Origin of the sequence: Nonomuraea sp. NPDC005501 (genome assembly GCF_040605905.1) — a bacterium.
Classification (GTDB): Bacteria; Actinomycetota; Actinomycetes; order Streptosporangiales; family Streptosporangiaceae; genus Nonomuraea.
Window position 1 is genome coordinate 16,900 of record NZ_JBEXDT010000009.1, and the last position, 15,309, is coordinate 32,208.

At 71.5% G+C, this 15,309-nt stretch carries 13 protein-coding genes; 10 read left to right on the top strand and 3 right to left on the bottom strand.

What is annotated here, in order from left to right:
• Nucleotides 1–17 precede the first annotated feature (17 nt).
• Nucleotides 18–764 carry a DeoR/GlpR family DNA-binding transcription regulator gene (locus tag ABZS51_RS07595; RefSeq protein ID WP_310708142.1) on the bottom strand — a complete coding sequence of 249 codons (747 nt, stop codon included), beginning with the start codon at nucleotides 762–764 and terminating at the stop codon, nucleotides 18–20.
• A 295-nt stretch (nucleotides 765–1,059) separates the two neighbouring features.
• Between ABZS51_RS07595 and ABZS51_RS07600 the strand changes: the two genes are divergently transcribed.
• From ABZS51_RS07600 to ABZS51_RS07615, 4 genes are all read left to right on the top strand, one after another.
• Nucleotides 1,060–2,361, top strand: a complete 1,302-nt coding sequence (locus tag ABZS51_RS07600; RefSeq protein WP_355437470.1) for an extracellular solute-binding protein — start codon at nucleotides 1,060–1,062, stop codon at nucleotides 2,359–2,361.
• Nucleotides 2,358–3,272, top strand: coding sequence for a sugar ABC transporter permease (locus tag ABZS51_RS07605; RefSeq protein WP_355437472.1), 915 nt, complete (start codon nucleotides 2,358–2,360; stop codon nucleotides 3,270–3,272). Before ABZS51_RS07600 ends, ABZS51_RS07605 begins: the two co-directional genes overlap by 4 nt.
• On the top strand, nucleotides 3,269–4,081 hold the full coding sequence (locus tag ABZS51_RS07610) for a carbohydrate ABC transporter permease (protein WP_310708139.1): 813 nt from the start codon (nucleotides 3,269–3,271) through the stop codon (nucleotides 4,079–4,081). Before ABZS51_RS07605 ends, ABZS51_RS07610 begins: the two co-directional genes overlap by 4 nt.
• 120 nt (nucleotides 4,082–4,201) lie before the next feature.
• The gene (locus ABZS51_RS07615) at nucleotides 4,202–6,553 is read left to right on the top strand and encodes a LuxR C-terminal-related transcriptional regulator (protein WP_355437474.1); all 2,352 of its coding nucleotides are present in this window, start codon (nucleotides 4,202–4,204) and stop codon (nucleotides 6,551–6,553) included.
• Between the two features lie 195 nt (nucleotides 6,554–6,748).
• Here the strand turns inward: ABZS51_RS07615 and ABZS51_RS07620 are convergent, their stop codons facing one another.
• Both ABZS51_RS07620 and ABZS51_RS07625 read right to left on the bottom strand, forming a co-directional pair.
• Nucleotides 6,749–6,943, bottom strand: a complete 195-nt coding sequence (locus tag ABZS51_RS07620) for a DUF5999 family protein (protein WP_310708137.1) — start codon at nucleotides 6,941–6,943, stop codon at nucleotides 6,749–6,751.
• A 157-nt stretch (nucleotides 6,944–7,100) separates the two neighbouring features.
• Nucleotides 7,101–9,053 (bottom strand): beta-galactosidase, encoded by a 1,953-nt coding sequence (locus ABZS51_RS07625; protein WP_355437476.1) that lies wholly within the window; start codon nucleotides 9,051–9,053, stop codon nucleotides 7,101–7,103.
• Between the two features lie 148 nt (nucleotides 9,054–9,201).
• Between ABZS51_RS07625 and ABZS51_RS07630 the strand changes: the two genes are divergently transcribed.
• The 6 genes from ABZS51_RS07630 to ABZS51_RS07655 all read left to right on the top strand — a co-directional run bounded on the left by ABZS51_RS07630 (nucleotide 9,202) and on the right by ABZS51_RS07655 (nucleotide 15,303).
• Entirely contained in the window at nucleotides 9,202–9,780 is a 579-nt protein-coding gene (locus ABZS51_RS07630; protein WP_355437478.1) for a TetR family transcriptional regulator, read from the top strand.
• Nucleotides 9,781–9,865: 85 nt separating this feature from the next.
• Entirely contained in the window at nucleotides 9,866–11,227 is a 1,362-nt protein-coding gene (locus ABZS51_RS07635; protein ID WP_355437480.1) for an MFS transporter, read from the top strand.
• Nucleotides 11,211–11,963, top strand: a complete 753-nt coding sequence (locus ABZS51_RS07640) for a glucose 1-dehydrogenase (protein ID WP_355437482.1) — start codon at nucleotides 11,211–11,213, stop codon at nucleotides 11,961–11,963. The genes ABZS51_RS07635 and ABZS51_RS07640 overlap by 17 nt, the downstream gene beginning before the upstream one ends.
• Before the next feature lie 51 nt (nucleotides 11,964–12,014).
• Nucleotides 12,015–12,878, top strand: a complete 864-nt coding sequence (locus ABZS51_RS07645; RefSeq protein WP_355437484.1) for an alpha/beta hydrolase — start codon at nucleotides 12,015–12,017, stop codon at nucleotides 12,876–12,878.
• Nucleotides 12,879–13,157: 279 nt separating this feature from the next.
• Nucleotides 13,158–13,790, top strand: coding sequence for a GPP34 family phosphoprotein (locus ABZS51_RS07650; protein ID WP_355437486.1), 633 nt, complete (start codon nucleotides 13,158–13,160; stop codon nucleotides 13,788–13,790).
• Nucleotides 13,791–13,821: 31 nt separating this feature from the next.
• Nucleotides 13,822–15,303 (top strand): APC family permease, encoded by a 1,482-nt coding sequence (locus ABZS51_RS07655; protein ID WP_355437488.1) that lies wholly within the window; start codon nucleotides 13,822–13,824, stop codon nucleotides 15,301–15,303.
• Nucleotides 15,304–15,309 lie beyond the last annotated feature (6 nt).

Genomic DNA, 15,309 nt, shown 5'->3' on the forward strand with positions numbered 1-15,309 from the left:
GCGGGCGCACGGGGGCGCTACGGCTCGGTGACCTCGGCGACGTCCACCCGGTGGTGCTGGTCGCGCAGCCGCTGGATCGCCTCGGCGGGGGCGCGGGAGTCGACCACGATGACGTCGAACGCCTCCAGCGGGGCCACCCGGTGCAGGGCCACCCGGTCGAGCTTGGTGTGGTCCACCGCGAGGACGCAGCGCGTGCCGGAGGCCAGCATGGCCCGCTTGACCAGCACGATCTCCTGCTCCTGGTGGAAGGCGTGCCGGTCGGACACCGCCGAGGTGGAGACCACGACCGTGTCGGTGTTCATCGCCTCGACCGCGTCGACGCATGCCACCCCGAGGAAAGAGTCGTGCGTCGGGTAGTACTCGCCGCCGAGCGCCATCAGCCGGATGCCGGGCACGGGCGCCAGCAGCCGGATGGCCTCCAGGAAGTTGGTCACCACGGTCAGCGGGGTGACCTCGCTCAGGTGCCGGGCGACGGCCAGCGCGGTCGTGGAGTCGTCGAACATGACGGAGCTGCCCGGCTCGATCAGTCCCACGACATGCCTGGCGATCGCCTCCTTCTCCGCGGTCTGGGCGGTCTTGCGGTAGGCGATGTTGCTCTCGAACACGCTGGTCGCCTGGGCGCTGGCCCCGCCCCGGAACTTGCGCACCATGCCCTGGGTCTCCAGCACGTCCAGGTCACGGTGGACGGTCATCACGCTCACCTCGAAGGTCTCGGCGAGCTCCGCCATCGAGACCGAGCCCTGGCGCATGACATGCTCGGCCATCGCCTGGCGTCTGCTGGCCCCGCTGGCCGCGCGTGGACGCGACTTCACCTGCTGCGCTCCCATGCCTCGATGCCCATGTCTGTTTGTTACGGCGACTCAATCTCTCACACCCTTGACACCTCGGGGAGTGCCTCATAGTCTCCACGCAACATCACAAGTTCACACGTTTTAGCGTTAGATTTAACGCCACCCCCCGATGCCGCCCGTAACCGCAGCGCATCAACGACCCTCCCAATTAAAACGTTCGCATGCCACCCCACCCCCCGCCGCGTGGGAGTTGTACGGAGGAGACCCCATGACCGACCTACGCGAAGCCCGCATGAGCCGCGCCCAGTTCTTCCGCATGATGGGCGGGCTCGCAGCGGCCGCCGCGGCCACCGCCTGCTCCACCAAGCCGGAGGCCACCACCGCGCAGGGCGGCCGGCCCGCCGCCACCCAGCTCAGGTTCGTCGGCGTCGCCGACCAGAAGGCGCCCATGGACGAGCTGGTCGCCGCCTACAAGCAGGCCAAGCCCAGCGTCTCCCTGTCCACCTCCTTCGCGCCGACCGACCAGGTGCAGACCTCGGTCCGTACGCAGCTCGGCGCCGGCAACGCCCCCGACCTGCACGTCGTCTACCCGGGCAACGGCAGCGCCATGTCGATGAGCCAGATCGCCAAGGCCGGCCTGCTCGCCGACCTGTCCGACCAGGCGTGGACCCAGACCATCCCGACCGGGTTCAAGCCGGCCTTCCAGATGGACGGCAAGACCTACATGTACTCGGCCGGCTCCTCGGTCATCGGCGCCGTCTACAACAAGAAGGCGTTCGAGAAGGCCGGCATCGAGGCGCCGCCCACCACGTGGACCGAGTTCCTCTCCGTGTGCGACAAGCTGAAGAAGGCCGGGATCACCCCGATCGCGCTCGGCGCCCAGACGCCGTGGGTCACCCAGCTCATCACGTACGCGCTGGTGCCCTCCACCGTGTACGCCAAGGACCCCACCTTCGACGACAAGCAGCTCGCCGGGCAGGCCAGCTTCGCCCAGTCGGGCTGGCGCGAGGCCATGGAGATGTACCTGGAGCTGCAGAAGCGCGGCTTCTTCAACGACAACCCCAACGGCACCACGTTCGAGCAGCAGACCTCGATGGTGGCCACCGGCAAGGCGGCCATGGCCATCCAGGTCTCCGCCGTGCTGCCCGACTTCCGCAAGGCCGCCGCCACGCCGGACGACCTGTCGATGTTCCCCGTGCCGGGCGCCGACTCCGCCGACCAGGTGTGGATCCCCGCCGGCGTGGTGGTCGGCCTGGGCGCCGCCGCCAAGGGCAAGAACGCGGCCGAGGCCAAGGCGTTCATCGACTTCCTCGGCAAGCAGGAGAGCATCAACCGCTGGGCCAAGGCCATCTCCGCCATCCCGCTCACCCAGGACTCCAGCTCCACCATCGACCCGGCCGTGCAGTCCTTCCTGCCGTTCACCAAGGACCGCGCGGTGCCGTTCATGGACCAGCGCTGGCCGAACGCCGAGGTGCAGCCCGTGCACTTCGCGGTCGTCCAGGAGCTGCTGGCCGGCAAGACGAAGATCGACGACGCCCTCAAGAAGATGGACGAGGCGTACGCCAAGTGACCCCGGACGTCGCCCGGAGCCTTCCCTCCACGGCCCGCCGGCCGTGGGGGAGGTTCAGCTCGCTCACCCCTTCGTGGATCTTCGCCCTGCCGGCCCTGCTCGTGTACGCCGCCGTCGTGCTGTACCCGAGCCTGGCCGGCATGTTCTACGCCTTCACCGACTGGAGCGGCATCGGCGAGGAGAAGTCCTTCGTCGGGCTGGCCAACCTGACGGCCATGTTCCACGACGACCAGGCCATGGGCTCGATCGGCAACACGCTGCTGCTGACCGTGACCATCGTCGCGGTGCAGAACGGCGTGGGGCTGCTCCTCGCGCTCGGCGTGCACGTCAAGCTGAAGAGCCGTGCCGTCCTGCGGGTGGTGTTCTTCGCCCCCGTCGTGGTCAGCCCGGTCATGGTGGCCTTCCTGTGGAAGTACATCTACAACCCGGATCCGACGGCGGGCCTCAACGGCCTGCTCGGCACCCACATCGACTGGCTCGGCAACCCGTCGCTGGCGTTGTGGTCCATCGCCGGCACCGTGGTGTGGCAGTACGCCGGCTACTCGATGGTCATCTTCCTGGCGGGGCTGGAGGGGATCCCGCCGGAGCTGCACGAGGCGGCGATGATCGACGGCGCGGGGACGTGGCAGCGCTTCCGCTACGTCACCTGGCCGCTGCTGGCGCCGTCGCTGACCATCAACCTGATGCTGTCGACGATCGGCGGGCTCAAGCTGTTCGACCAGGTCTTCGCGGCCACGAACGGCGGCCCCGGCTACGCCACCGAGACGCTCTCGACGGTCCTGTACAAGCAGGCGTTCGTCTTCGGCAAGTTCGGCTACAGCACCGCGATCGCGCTGGTGCTGGCACTGTTCGTGGCGGCCGTGTCGATGGTGCAGCTCTACTATCTCCGCAACCGTGAGGTGGCCCAGTGAAGCGGACGTTCCTCCTGGAGATCGTCATGGTCGCGGTGGCCGTGGCGTTCCTCTTCCCGGTGTACGCGCTGATCACGCTGTCGCTGAAGGACCCGGCGCAGATCTCGCACACCCCGCTGTCGCTGCCCTCGCCGCCCACCCTGGACAACTTCGGCAAGGCGTGGACCGCCGCCGCGCTCGGCCCGTCGCTGGTCAACAGCACGGTGATCACCGTGGTCAGCCTCGTCGCGCTGGTGGCGCTCGGCTCGTTCGCGGCCTACTACCTGGCCCGTGCCAAGAGCCGGATGGGCTACGGCTTGTACGTGCTGTTCCTGCTCGGCATCGTGCTGCCGTTCCAGCTCGGCATGATCCCGCTCTACCAGCTCGTGACCGACCTCGGGCTGATCGGCTCCCACACCGGGATGATCATCTTCTACACGGGGATCCAGCTCCCGTTCACCGTGTTCCTCTACACGGGCTTCATCCGGGCTCTGCCGCGCGACTACGCCCACGCCGCCCAGATCGACGGCGCCTCCCACTTCACCGCCTTCACCAAGGTGGTCTTCCCGCTGCTGCGGCCCATCACGGGCACGGTGCTGATCCTCAACGCCGTGTTCATCTGGAACGACTTCTTCACCCCGCTGCTGTACCTGGGCGGGTCGGGATTCGAGACGATCCCGGTGAGCGTCTTCGCCTTCGTCGGCCAGTACGTCTCCGACCACGGCCTGGTCTTCGCCGGCCTGGTGCTCGGGGCGCTGCCGATCGTCGTCGCGTTCCTGCTGCTCCAGCGGTACGTCATCAAGGGCTTCGCCAGCGGCCTCAAGGGATGAGAGGGCCCCCCGGGCGGGCCCTCCCCGGCTTCCCACCGGCGGTGACCAGCGCATAACCTGAAGTGAAGGCCCGGGTGATACCCGGTGGCCCGGGCCGGCGGGGCATGCATGATGCTGGCGATGAACGAGTCCAGGCGGCAGCAGTACGTCAGGCTGCCCGCCGAGGTGACCAGCTTCGTAGGGCGTCGGCACGAGGTGGCCGAGGTCAAGCGACTCCTGTCCACGTCACGGACCGTGACGCTCACCGGGGTGGGCGGTGTCGGCAAGACCCGCCTCGCCCTGCGGGTCGGGCTCGACGTGGCCCGCGACTTCCGCGGCGGCGTGTGGTTCGTGGAGCTGGGCTCCCTGGAGAACCCCGACCTGCTGGCGCAGGTCGTGGTCGAGGCGCTGGAGATCCGCCGCCAGAGCGCCGACCCTCCGCTGCGGATTCTCGCCGACCACCTGCGCGACAAGCACGCGCTGATCGTCCTGGACAACTGCGAGCACCTGGTCCGCGCGTGCGCCGTCCTCGCGGAGGAGCTGCTGCGCGCCGCGCCCCGGCTGCACATCCTGGCCACCAGCCGCGAGGCGATGGGCTTCGCGGGTGAGCGGATCATGCCGGTCCCGACGCTGTCCGTGCCGGACGCCGACGGGTCGGAGCTGTCCATCGAGTCGCTGGCACGCTCCGACGCCGTGCGCCTGTTCACCGAGCGGGCCATGGCCGTCCTGCCGTCGTTCGCCCTCACCGAGGACAACCGCGACGTCGTCCTGCAGATCTGCCACCGGCTCGACGGCCTGCCGCTCGGCATCGAGCTGGCCGCCGTCCGGCTGCGCGCCCTGTCGGTCCGGCAACTGCTCGACCGGCTGGACGACCGGTTCCGGCTGCTCACCGCCGGGTCGCCGGCCGAGGCGCCACGCCACCAGACGCTGCGCGCCCTCATCGACTGGAGCTACGCGCTGTGCTCGGAGAAGGAGCGGCTGCTGTGGGCGCGCGCGTCGGTCTTCGCGGGCGGCCTCGACCTGGAGGGCGCCGAGGCGGTCTGCTCCGGCGCCGGCATCGACCGCGAGGAGGTGCTGGACCTCGTGTGCGGGCTGGTCGCCAAGTCGATCCTGATCAGGGAGGAGAACGGCTCGCGGGTCCGCTACCGGCTGCTGGAGATCATCCGCCAGTACGGCCTCGAACGGCTCGCCGCCCAGGGAGAGGACGCCGAGCTGCAGCGACGGCACCGCGCCTACTACCGGGAGCTCGCCGCCCAGGCACGGGCGGAGCTGTTCGGGCCGTCGCAGGTCTCGTGGTTCACCCGGCTGCGCCACGAGCACGCCAACCTGCACGCCGCGCTCCAAGGCTGCCTCGACAACGCCGAGGAGGCCGGGGTCTGCCTGGAGATGGCCGCCGACCTCCTCTACCACTGGATCACCGGCTACTACCTGGGCGAGGGCCGCCGCTGGCTGGACCGCGCGCTCGCCGCCGGCGCCGGGAGCCCCGAGACGCGGGCGCGGGCACTGTGGGCCGGAAGCTGGCTGGCCATCATCCAGGCCGACGTCCCGGCCGCCGCGGCGCTGCTGAAGGAGAGCCAGACGCTGGGCGAGCGGCTGGAGCTGGAGGGCGTGCTCGCCTACGTCTCGCTGTACTCCGGGATGATCGCCATGTACGAGGGCGACACGGACACGGCCATCGAGCTCTACGAGCAGGCCCTGGCCCGGCACCAGGCCACGGGTGACCCGGTGGGCACCACGCTGGCCCTCATCCGGCTCTCCCTGGCGCACTCCTTCCGCGGCGACTCCGCCCGCGCCATCGCGATGGGCGACGAGTGCCTCGCCCTGGCCGACGCGCACGGGGAGGGCTGGCACAAGGCGTACATGATGATGGCGCTCGGCGTGGACGTGTGGCGGCAGGGCGACCCGCGGCGGGCCTTCGAGCTGGAGACGCAGAGCCTGACCTTCAACCGCGCGGTCGGCGACCCGCTCGGCGCCGGGGTGAACCTGGAGGTGCTGGCCTGGATCGCCGCCACCGAGCAGCACCACGAGCGGGCGGCGCGGCTGCTGGGCGCCCTACGGGCGGTGTGGGAGGCGATCGGCGCGCCGCTGTCCGGCTACGGTCACCTGGCCCGCTACCACGACGACTGCGAGCGCCTGGCCCGGGAGGCGCTCGGCCGGTCCGCCTTCGAGGCGGCCTTCGAGGAGGGCGCCCGGCTGTCGTACGACGACGCGCTCGACTACGCGCTCCAGAGGGACGAACGCGTCGGCGAGCCCACCGGCGGCGGCGGCGAGCGCCCCGCCTCCAAGGGAGGGTCCGCACCCCTCACCCGGAGGGAGATGGAGATCGCCCGGCTCGTCACCCGGGGCCTGACCAACAAGGAGATCGCCTCGGCTTTGGTGATCTCGCAGCGCACCGCGGAAAGTCACATCGAGCACATCATGAGCAAGCTCGGTTTCCGCTCGCGGGCCCAGGTGGCGGTCTGGATGAACGAGCACGACGGCGGCTCGGGCTGAGGCGTCCCCCACGGCGCTCGTCCGCGGGGCGGCGCGCGCCCGGTCAGTACGGCAGGCGGCGGCCGGATGGAGTCCGCAGGTCGGGGCCGGGGTCTCCGGTGCTCGGCTTCTTGGACTTGCGGATCTGGATCCTGCGCACGGGATACCTGTTCCTTTCGCGCTCCGCCGCCTGAGGCGGCCGTTCCACGCGCCGCCTCAGGCGGCCGTTCCACAGCACACGGGGCCCGTGGAGATGCTCCGGCCGTCCGGCAGCAGCTCCCCCGTGTCCTCGAAGATCACCACGCCGTTGCAGAGGAGGCCCCATCCCTGCTCGGGATGGAAGGCGACCAGGCGGGCCGCGTCGTGACTCGGGTCGTCCGCCGGTGGACACGGCGGCTGGTGCTGGCACATGGCTCGTACCTCTCTCCTTCGGTTGAGCCCATGTCTAAGCACTCAGCTTGCCCGGCGCACGGCAACAGAGCCACGGGATAAATCCCTATTTCGGTACCTAGACGCCAGTACCTACGTAGTCAGGTCAGGAAACGGTCGAGCGGGAGGCACCGCACGGTCAGGCGGGCGGAGCCTCGCGGACGACGCGCACCTCACCCGCGGGGACCGTGAGCGCGCCGTCCACCGGCAGGCCGCCGGGGACCGTGACGCCGGTGGCCGGCACCGTCGCGCCGGCCTCCGTGTGGTTGATGGCGAACAGGTACGACCGGCCGTCCGGGTGCGCCCGCCGTACGAGCTCGACACCAGGATGGGACGTGGTGCCCACCCCGGCGTCCGCGCAGACCTCGGCCACCACGCGGCCCAGCAGGTCGCCGTCGGGCAGCGTGGTCAGGTAGTGAGCCGTGCCGTCGCCCCACGCGTTGCGGGTCCAGGCGGGCTCCCCGCTGGTGTAGACGTCGAGGACCTTCGCGGTGGTGGCGTGCGCGAGCTCGCTCCACACCGTGCCGGCGCCTCCGCCCGCGAGCGTCACCGACTCGCCGGCGGCGAGCGGGAAGAACTCCTCGACCGTCACCCCGAGCAGGTCGCGGAACGCCCCCGGATAGCCGCCCAGCCGCACCCGGTCGTGCTCGTCCACGATCCCGCTGTACGGGCCGACGAGGACGGTGCCGCCGGCCGCCGCGAACCGCTCGACGTTGGCCGCGCCCCGGTCGCTGATCAGGTAGAGGGCGGGCACGACGAGCAGTTTGTACGCGGACAGGTCGCCCTCCGGGTGGGCGACGTCGCAGGTGACGCCGGCCTTCCAGAGTGCGCCGTACCACTGGCGGATCACCTCGACCGGGTCGTGGTCGGCGGTCGGCTGGGCCGGGTGGTCCTCCGCCCAGACGCTGGCGTAGTCGAGCAGGACGGCGGCATCGGCGGTGACCGTGCTGCCCTCCACCTCGGCCAGGTCCTTGAGCAGCGCGCCGAGGGCGGTCACCTCGCGCCAGATCTTCGTGTCGGTGCCCGTGTGCGGGACCATCCCCGAGTGCCACTTCTCGGCGCCGGCCCGGGAGGCCCGCCACTGGAAGAACATGATCGCGTCCGCTCCCCTGGCGAGGTGCTGGACGGAGTTGCGCAGCATCTCGCCGGGCCGCTTGGCGCGGTTGTATCCCTGCCAGTTGACGCCGCTGGTGGAGTGCTCCATGAGCAGCCACGGGCGGCCGCCGCTCAGCGAGCGGGCGAAGTCGGCGGAGAACGCGAGGTGGATGTGGGGGTCCTCGCCGATGAGGTAGTGGTCCGTGGCGACGGGGTCCACCTCGGGGGCGAACGACCAGTAGTCCATCTCCCAGTGCATCCCGGCCATGAGGTTGGTGGTGGCGGGGACGCCGGGGGTGATGCCGGCGAGCAGGTCGCGCTCGGCCCGGAAGAGGTCGAGCAGCGCGTCGGAGCTGAACCGGCGGAAGTCGAGCTGCTGGCCCGGGTTGGTGAACGTGGGGGTCGCCCGGGGCGGCAGGATCTGCTCCCAGTCGCTGTAGCGCTGCGACCAGAAGGCGGTGCCCCAGGCGTCGTTGAGCGCGTCGAGGGTGCCGTAGCGCCCGCGCAGCCAGACGCGGAAGGCGGCGGCGGAGGCGTCGCAGTGGCAGCGGGCGTTGTGGCAGCCGTACTCGTTGTGGATGTGCCACATGGCCAGCGCCGGGTGGTCGCGGTAGCGCCGGGCCACCTGCTCGGCGATGCGCAGCGCCCGCTCCTTGTAGATCGGCGAGCTGGGGCAGAAGCCCTGCCTGCTGCCGTGGTGCAGCCTGCGGCCGTCGGCGTCGACGGGCAGCGCCTCGGGATAGGTGTGGCCGAACCACGGGGGCGGGGCGGCCGTCGGGGTGGCCAGGCACGCCTGCACGCCGTTGGCGTGGAGCAGGTCCATGACCTTGTCGAGCAGGCCGAAGTCGAACCTGCCCTCCTCCGGCTCCAGGAACGCCCACGAGAAGATGCCGACGCTGACCCGGTTCACCCCGGCCTCGCGCATGAGGGCGACGTCCTCGGCCCAGGTCTCCTCGGGCCACTGCTCGGGGTTCCAGTCGCCGCCGTAGACGATCACAGGGGGGCTCCTCGCGGGGACGGCGTTCGGGGACGCGTGGCCGCGCCAGGGTGTATTAAAACGTTCTTCTTCGTCCGGGACAAGGGCGGTCCGCGGGTTGGCATGGTTTGAATTGACCGATCGTTCCAGTAACGGCTAGGGTTCGAGCATGGCCAGGAGCAAGGAGTTCGACCCCAGCGCGGCGCTCGACGCGGCACTGGAGCTGTTCTGGGAGCGGGGCTACGAGAGCACCTCGATGGCCGACCTGGTCGAGCGGCTGGGCATCGGCCGGGCCAGCCTGTACGCGACGTTCGGCGGCAAGCACGAGCTCTACATGAAGGCGCTCCAGCGCTACCTGGACGCGCAGAGCCCGTCGCCCGTCGAGATGCTGTCCCAGCCCGGCCCGGCGCTGCCGGCCGTCCGGCAGCTGGTCGAGATGTACGCCCGGCAGTCGTCCAGCGACGAGGGCAAACGCGGCTGCATGATCGTCAACGCGGCGGCCGAGCTGATGCCGCGTGACGAGGAGGTGTCCCGGTTCGTCGACCGCAACTGGGAGGGCCTGGAGACGGCCCTGACCTCGGCGCTCATCCGGGCCAGGGCGCAGGGCGAGCTCGCCCCGGACCGGGACCCGCGGGCGCTGGCCAGGTTCCTCATGGTGCTGCTGCAGGGGATGCGCGTCATGGGCAAGGCGTCGGCCGATCCGGCGCGGATGCGCGACGCGGCGGCCCACGCCCTCAGCCTGCTCTGAAGCCTCCCCTCTGGAAGACGAGGAAGACCTTGCCATGCCTTTTATCTGGAACGAACGGTCTAGTTCGGTTGGTCCGGCGTTCATCGTGCTCGCCGGCTCTCAAGTCGTCCTCATCGCGTCGATCACGCTCCTCGTCGTCCCGCTCCCGTCCATCCAGCGTGAGCTCGGCCTGGATCCGGCCGACCTGGCGCTGCTCAGCTCGGCCTACGGGCTGTCGTTCAGCGGCCTGCTCCTGCTCGGGGGAAGGCTTGGCGACCTGTACGGGCACCGCCGCGCGTTCCTGACCGGCGTGGCCCTGTTCGGGGTCGCCTCGGCCGCGGCCGCGCTGGCGCCCGGGCACCTGGTGCTGCTCCTGGCGCGGTTCGCCCAGGGGGTGGGAGCCGCGATCACGGCTCCGGCGGCCATGGCGCTGGTCCGGCAGGTGGTGCCGGAGGAGCGCCGGCCACGGGCGATGGCCGTGTGGGGGACGCTGTCGGTGACCGGCGCGACGGCGGGCAGCCTGCTGTCCGGTGTGATCGCCGCCCTGGCGTCATGGCGATGGGCGTTCGCCATCCCGATCGCGGCCTCGGCCGCCGTCGTGGCCGCCGCCCGGCTGCTCCCGGACCGGCCTGCCGGCGGGACCTCCGGCCGGGCGCCGCGGCTCGACGTGCCCGGAGCGGTCCTGGCGACCGCGGGCATGGTGACGCTGAGCTTCGGACTGCTGTACGCCGCGCCGATCGTGGCGGGCGCCGGCGGGCTGCTGCTGGCGGCGTTCACCGCCGTGGAGCTCCGCGCGGCCGAACCGCTGCTCCCCCTGGGCTTCCTGGCCTCGCCCCGCCGGTCCGCGGCGCTGGTCGCCGTCCTCGTCACGGCCGCCGCCAGCGCGACCACCACGTTCTTCCTGACGCTCTGGCTCCAGCAGGTACGCGGCCTGACACCGCTGCAGACCAGCGCCGCGTTCGCCCCGTACCTGCTGGTGCTCGCCATGGGGCCGGTGTCGGGACGGCTCATCGGGCGCCTCGGCGCCCGCGCGGTGACCGTGTGCGGGCTGGGACTCGGGGCGCTCTCCATGGGGCTGCTCAGCCTGATCGAGCCGGGCACCCCGTACGCCGGAGTGGTGCTCGCCGGGCTGCTGCTCTTCCCGGTCGCCTCCGGGCTGGCGCTGTCGGGGGCGACCGTGACGGCGCTCGACGGCGTACCCGCCCGCCAGGACGGGCTCGGGGCCGGGCTGGTCAACACCGCGATGGAGGTGGGGCCGACCGTCGGGCTGGCGGCGCTGGCGGCCCTCGCCGCGGCACGCACCGGCCCGCATCGGGATCCGGCCGCCGTCACCCACGGATACGGCTTCGCGCTGGCCGCCACCGCACTGCTCTTCATCCTGACCGCGGCGCTGACCGGCTTCGCCGGCCGCAACCCGCGCGACGAGAACACCCACAACCGAGAGGATCGTCATGAGGTTCGCAGATAAGGTCGCGCTCGTCACCGGCGGCGGCTCCGGCATCGGCCGGGCCACCGCGCTCGCCTTCGCCCGCGAGGGAGCACGCGTCGTGGTCGCCGGGCGGAGCAGGGAGCCGCTGGAGCAGACCGTGAAGCTGGCCGAGGAGGCCGGCGGCCGGGCCGCCGCGATCACGGCCGACGTGACCCGCGCCGCGGACGTGCAGCGGCTGGTGGCCGGGACCGTCGCGACGTACGGGTCGCTGGACGTCGCCGTCAACAACGCCGGGGTCTTCACGGCGGGGCAGGCAGCCGAGATCGACGAGGACGACTGGGCCTTCACCTTCGCGGTCAACACCACGGGCGTCATGCTGTCCATGAAGTACGAGATCGCCCACATGCTCACGGCCGGCGGCGGGGTCATCGTCAACATCGCCTCGCAGATCGGCGCCCACCAGCGCCTCCCCGGCCTGGGGGCGTACGGGGCGAGCAAGGCGGCCGTGGCCGCGCTGACGCGCACGGCGGCCCTGGAGTACATCCGGCAGGGAATCCGGATCAACGTCGTCAGCCCGGGGGCGCACGACACGACGATGTCGATGCGCCCGGGTGAGACGGAGGCGGACCGCGCGGAGCGGGTGCGCGACTCGCTCCCCGCCGGACGGGTCGGCACTCTGGAGGAGGCGGCGGGCGCGATCCTCTGGATCGCCTCGCCGGAGGCCGGCTTCGCGGTCGGCCACGACCTGGTGGTGGACGGCGGCGCCGCCCTCTGACGCGGCCGTGGGGGCGGGTTTGGCCGGTGGAGCGGCGGACAGGTGCCGCGGATGATCGAAGGATTCCGTGACGACGAGGTGCGGCTCGACGGCGAGGTGTCCGTCTTCTTCCGGCACGCGGGCCACGGGCCACCCGCGGTGCTGCTGCACGGCCATCCCCGCACCTCCGCCACGTGGCACCGCGTCGCCCCTCGCCTGGTCGGGGCGGGGTTCACGGTCGTCTGCCCCGACCTGCGCGGCTACGGCCGCTCCCTCGGCCCCGCCCCCACGCCCGACCATGCCGGCCACTCCAAGCGCGCCATGGCCGGCGACGTGGTCGCCCTGATGCGGCACCTGGGCCACGAACGGTTCGCGGTGGCGGGGCACGACCGGGGCGGCTGCGTCGCCTTCCGGCTCGCCCTCGACCACCCCGCGGCGGTCACGCGCGTGGCGCTACTCGACTGCGTACCGATCACCGAGCACCTGTCCCGCATGACGGCGAGGTTCGCCGCCCTCTACTGGCACTGGTTCTTCCTCGCCCAGCCCGGCATCCCCGAACGCGTCATCAACGCCGACCCCGACGCCTGGTACGACGGCGACCCCGATGCCATGGGACACGCCAACCACGCGGAGTTCCGCCGGGCCACCCGCGACCCCCGCGTCGTGCGGGGCATGCTGGAGGACTACCGCGCCGGCCTGACCGTCGACCGACGTCAAGAGGAGGCCGACCGGGCCGCCGGCGCCCGGCTGCGCTGCCCCGCCCTGGTCCTGTGGTCCGTCCGCGACGACCTGGAGGACCTCTACGGCGACCCGCTCGCCCTGTGGCGTGACTGGGCGGGCGACCTGCGCGGCCACGGCGTCGACTCCGGCCACCACATGGCCGAGGAGGCCCCCGCCGAGCTGGCCGCCGCACTCACCGCGTTCCTCAAGGACTGAGCCCGGGGCTCGTGGGACGCGAGAGGCCAAGGTGACGATCTTGATTAAGGCGGATAAATCGTCATATAGAGCATTAATGCATCCGCTAAGCGGGTGTGTCGGTTAGCGGGGCCTAGCCGCGGAGATGGCGTTCTTGATAAACATTTCCGCGCCACCCGCGGGCGCTTTCCTGAACCGGCCATCCATTAAGGGCGATAGTGAGCGAACCGATCCAGCCGTCCCTCCTGGGAACGCACTCTGTTCGCTCCCCGTCAATGCTCTCCCGGCGGGAGAACCCGGTTGCTGGCCGATGATTTCTTCCTCATCGTGTGGGACACGACGGGCACCGGCAAGCCGCGCCTCTACCTCCAGGGGCTGACATTGGGCCTGGCCGGAGCCCTGCTCGGGGAGCTGGTGCTGGAGAACCGGGTCACGGTGCGCGGCGCGCGGCTCCAGCTTCTCGACCGGCTGCCGCTCCGCGAACGCGTCGCCGACGGCATCCTCGCCGATATCGCGAATTCGCCCCAGCACACCGATGTGCGTACCTGGCTGGCGTACCTCGCGCAGCGTTCCCTCCCCGACGTGACCGGCCGGCTGCTGGGTATCGGGCTGCTGGAATGCGTGACTCCTAAATTGTTGAAACACAAACAGAATCGGTATTTCGCCACGGAGTTCGGGCCGGCCGTCTGGCCGTCCACCCGGCTGCGCCTCTCACTGGTCCGCCGCCGGCCGCTGAATCCGTACGACATGCTGCTGGCCGCACTCGTGGACGCCTGCGGCATGACCGACACCGTCGTCGAGGACACCGGCCACCGTCCCGAAGCGCACCGCCACATGACCGCCGTCCTCGCGGCCATGCCGCAGCCCCTGAGCGACCTCAGCCGCCACGTCAGCGCGGCCGTCGGCGACGCCGTCCTCACCTACCGCACCTGACCCCCCGCTGAACCCCCCAGAGAGGTATCGGATGCCCGTCGCCCCCTCGACCACCCGCCCGGACCCCATCGCCGGCGCCCTGGCCGCCGACCGGCTCGGCGCCCCGTCCGTCGTGTACTTCGTGCTGTCGGCCGCCGCTCCGCTGACCGTGGTCGCCGGCGTGGTCACCACCGCCTACGCCGTCACCGGCATCACCGGCCTGCCCGTCGCCTTCCTCGCCGTGGGCGCCGTGCTCGCCGTCTTCGCCGTCGGGTACGTCGCCATGGCCCGGCACATGGCCAACGCCGGAGCCTTCTACACCTACATCAGCCGGGGCCTCGGCCGTCCGGCCGGCATCGCCGCGGCCTGGGTCGCGCTGATCGCCTACAACGCGCTCCAGGTGGGCCTGTACGGGGCGTTCGGCGCGGCGGCCACCCCCCTCGTCGAGCGGTGGACGGGCGTCTCGCCGCCCTGGTGGGTGCTGTCGCTGGTGGCGTGGGCGCTGGTCGCGGTCCTCGGGGTGATGCGGATCGACATCAACGGCCGGCTGCTCGCCGTCCTGCTCACCGCCGAGGTCGCGGTGATCCTGCTGTTCGACGTGGCCGACCTCGCCCGGCCGGCCCCGGCCGGGCTCTCGCTGGAGACCCTGTCGCCGGGCGCGCTGTTCGTGCCCGGCGTGGGCGCGCTGCTGATCACGGCCACGCTGGGCTTCGTCGGGTTCGAGTCGGCCGTGGTCTTCTCCGAGGAGAGCCGCGATCCCCGCCGGACGGTGCCGACCGCCACGTACACCTCGGTCGCCGTCATCGCCGGCATCTACGCCCTGTCCGCCTGGGCGATGACGGTCGCCACCGGCCCCTCCGTCATCGTCGCGGTCGCCCGCCGCGACGGCGCCGAGACGATCTTCACCATCGCCGCGACGCACCTCGGCGCCACCGTGGTGGACCTCGCCCGGGTGCTCTTCGTCACCAGCCTGTTCGCGGCGATGATCTCCTTCCACAACACCACGGCCCGTTACTTCTTCGCCCTCGGCCGCGAGCGCGTGCTGCCCGCCGTGTTCGGCCGCACCCGGCCGCGCACCGGGGCGCCCAAGGCCGGCTCGATCGCGCAGAGCGCGCTGGGCTTCCTCGTGATCGTCGGGTACGCGGCACTGGGCCTGGACCCGCTGGTCCAGCTCTTCTTCTACGGCGGCTCCTTCGGCGGCTTCGGGGTGCTCCTCCTGGTCTTCGCCACCTCCGTCGCCGTCATCACCTTCTCCCGGCAGCCGAGCGGCGAGGACGTCTGGCGCCGGCTGGTCGCGCCGGTCCCGGCCGCCGCGGCGCTGGCCGTCATGGTGTGCCTGGCGGTCACCAACTTCTCGACGGTCCTCGGCGTGCCGGACGGCGACCCGCTGGCCTGGATCCTGCCCGGCGTGTACGCGGGCGCGGCCGTGGTGGGCCTGCTGTGGGCCCTGGTGCTGCGCAGCGGACAGCCGGCCGTCTACTCCCGGGTCGGGCTGGGAGCCAAGGCCGCGACCCTCCACGACATCGCCCGCTGATCCGCG

Coding starts and splice junctions, on each gene's coding strand:
- ABZS51_RS07630 (WP_355437478.1), top strand. CDS start 9,202: ATGGCCAGGAGCAAGGAGTTCGACCCCAGCGCGGCGCTCGACGCGGCA.
- ABZS51_RS07595 (WP_310708142.1), bottom strand. CDS start 764: ATGGCCGAGCATGTCATGCGCCAGGGCTCGGTCTCGATGGCGGAGCTC.
- ABZS51_RS07600 (WP_355437470.1), top strand. CDS start 1,060: ATGACCGACCTACGCGAAGCCCGCATGAGCCGCGCCCAGTTCTTCCGC.
- ABZS51_RS07615 (WP_355437474.1), top strand. CDS start 4,202: ATGAACGAGTCCAGGCGGCAGCAGTACGTCAGGCTGCCCGCCGAGGTG.
- ABZS51_RS07620 (WP_310708137.1), bottom strand. CDS start 6,943: ATGTGCCAGCACCAGCCGCCGTGTCCACCGGCGGACGACCCGAGTCAC.
- ABZS51_RS07655 (WP_355437488.1), top strand. CDS start 13,822: ATGCCCGTCGCCCCCTCGACCACCCGCCCGGACCCCATCGCCGGCGCC.
- ABZS51_RS07640 (WP_355437482.1), top strand. CDS start 11,211: ATGAGGTTCGCAGATAAGGTCGCGCTCGTCACCGGCGGCGGCTCCGGC.
- ABZS51_RS07645 (WP_355437484.1), top strand. CDS start 12,015: ATGATCGAAGGATTCCGTGACGACGAGGTGCGGCTCGACGGCGAGGTG.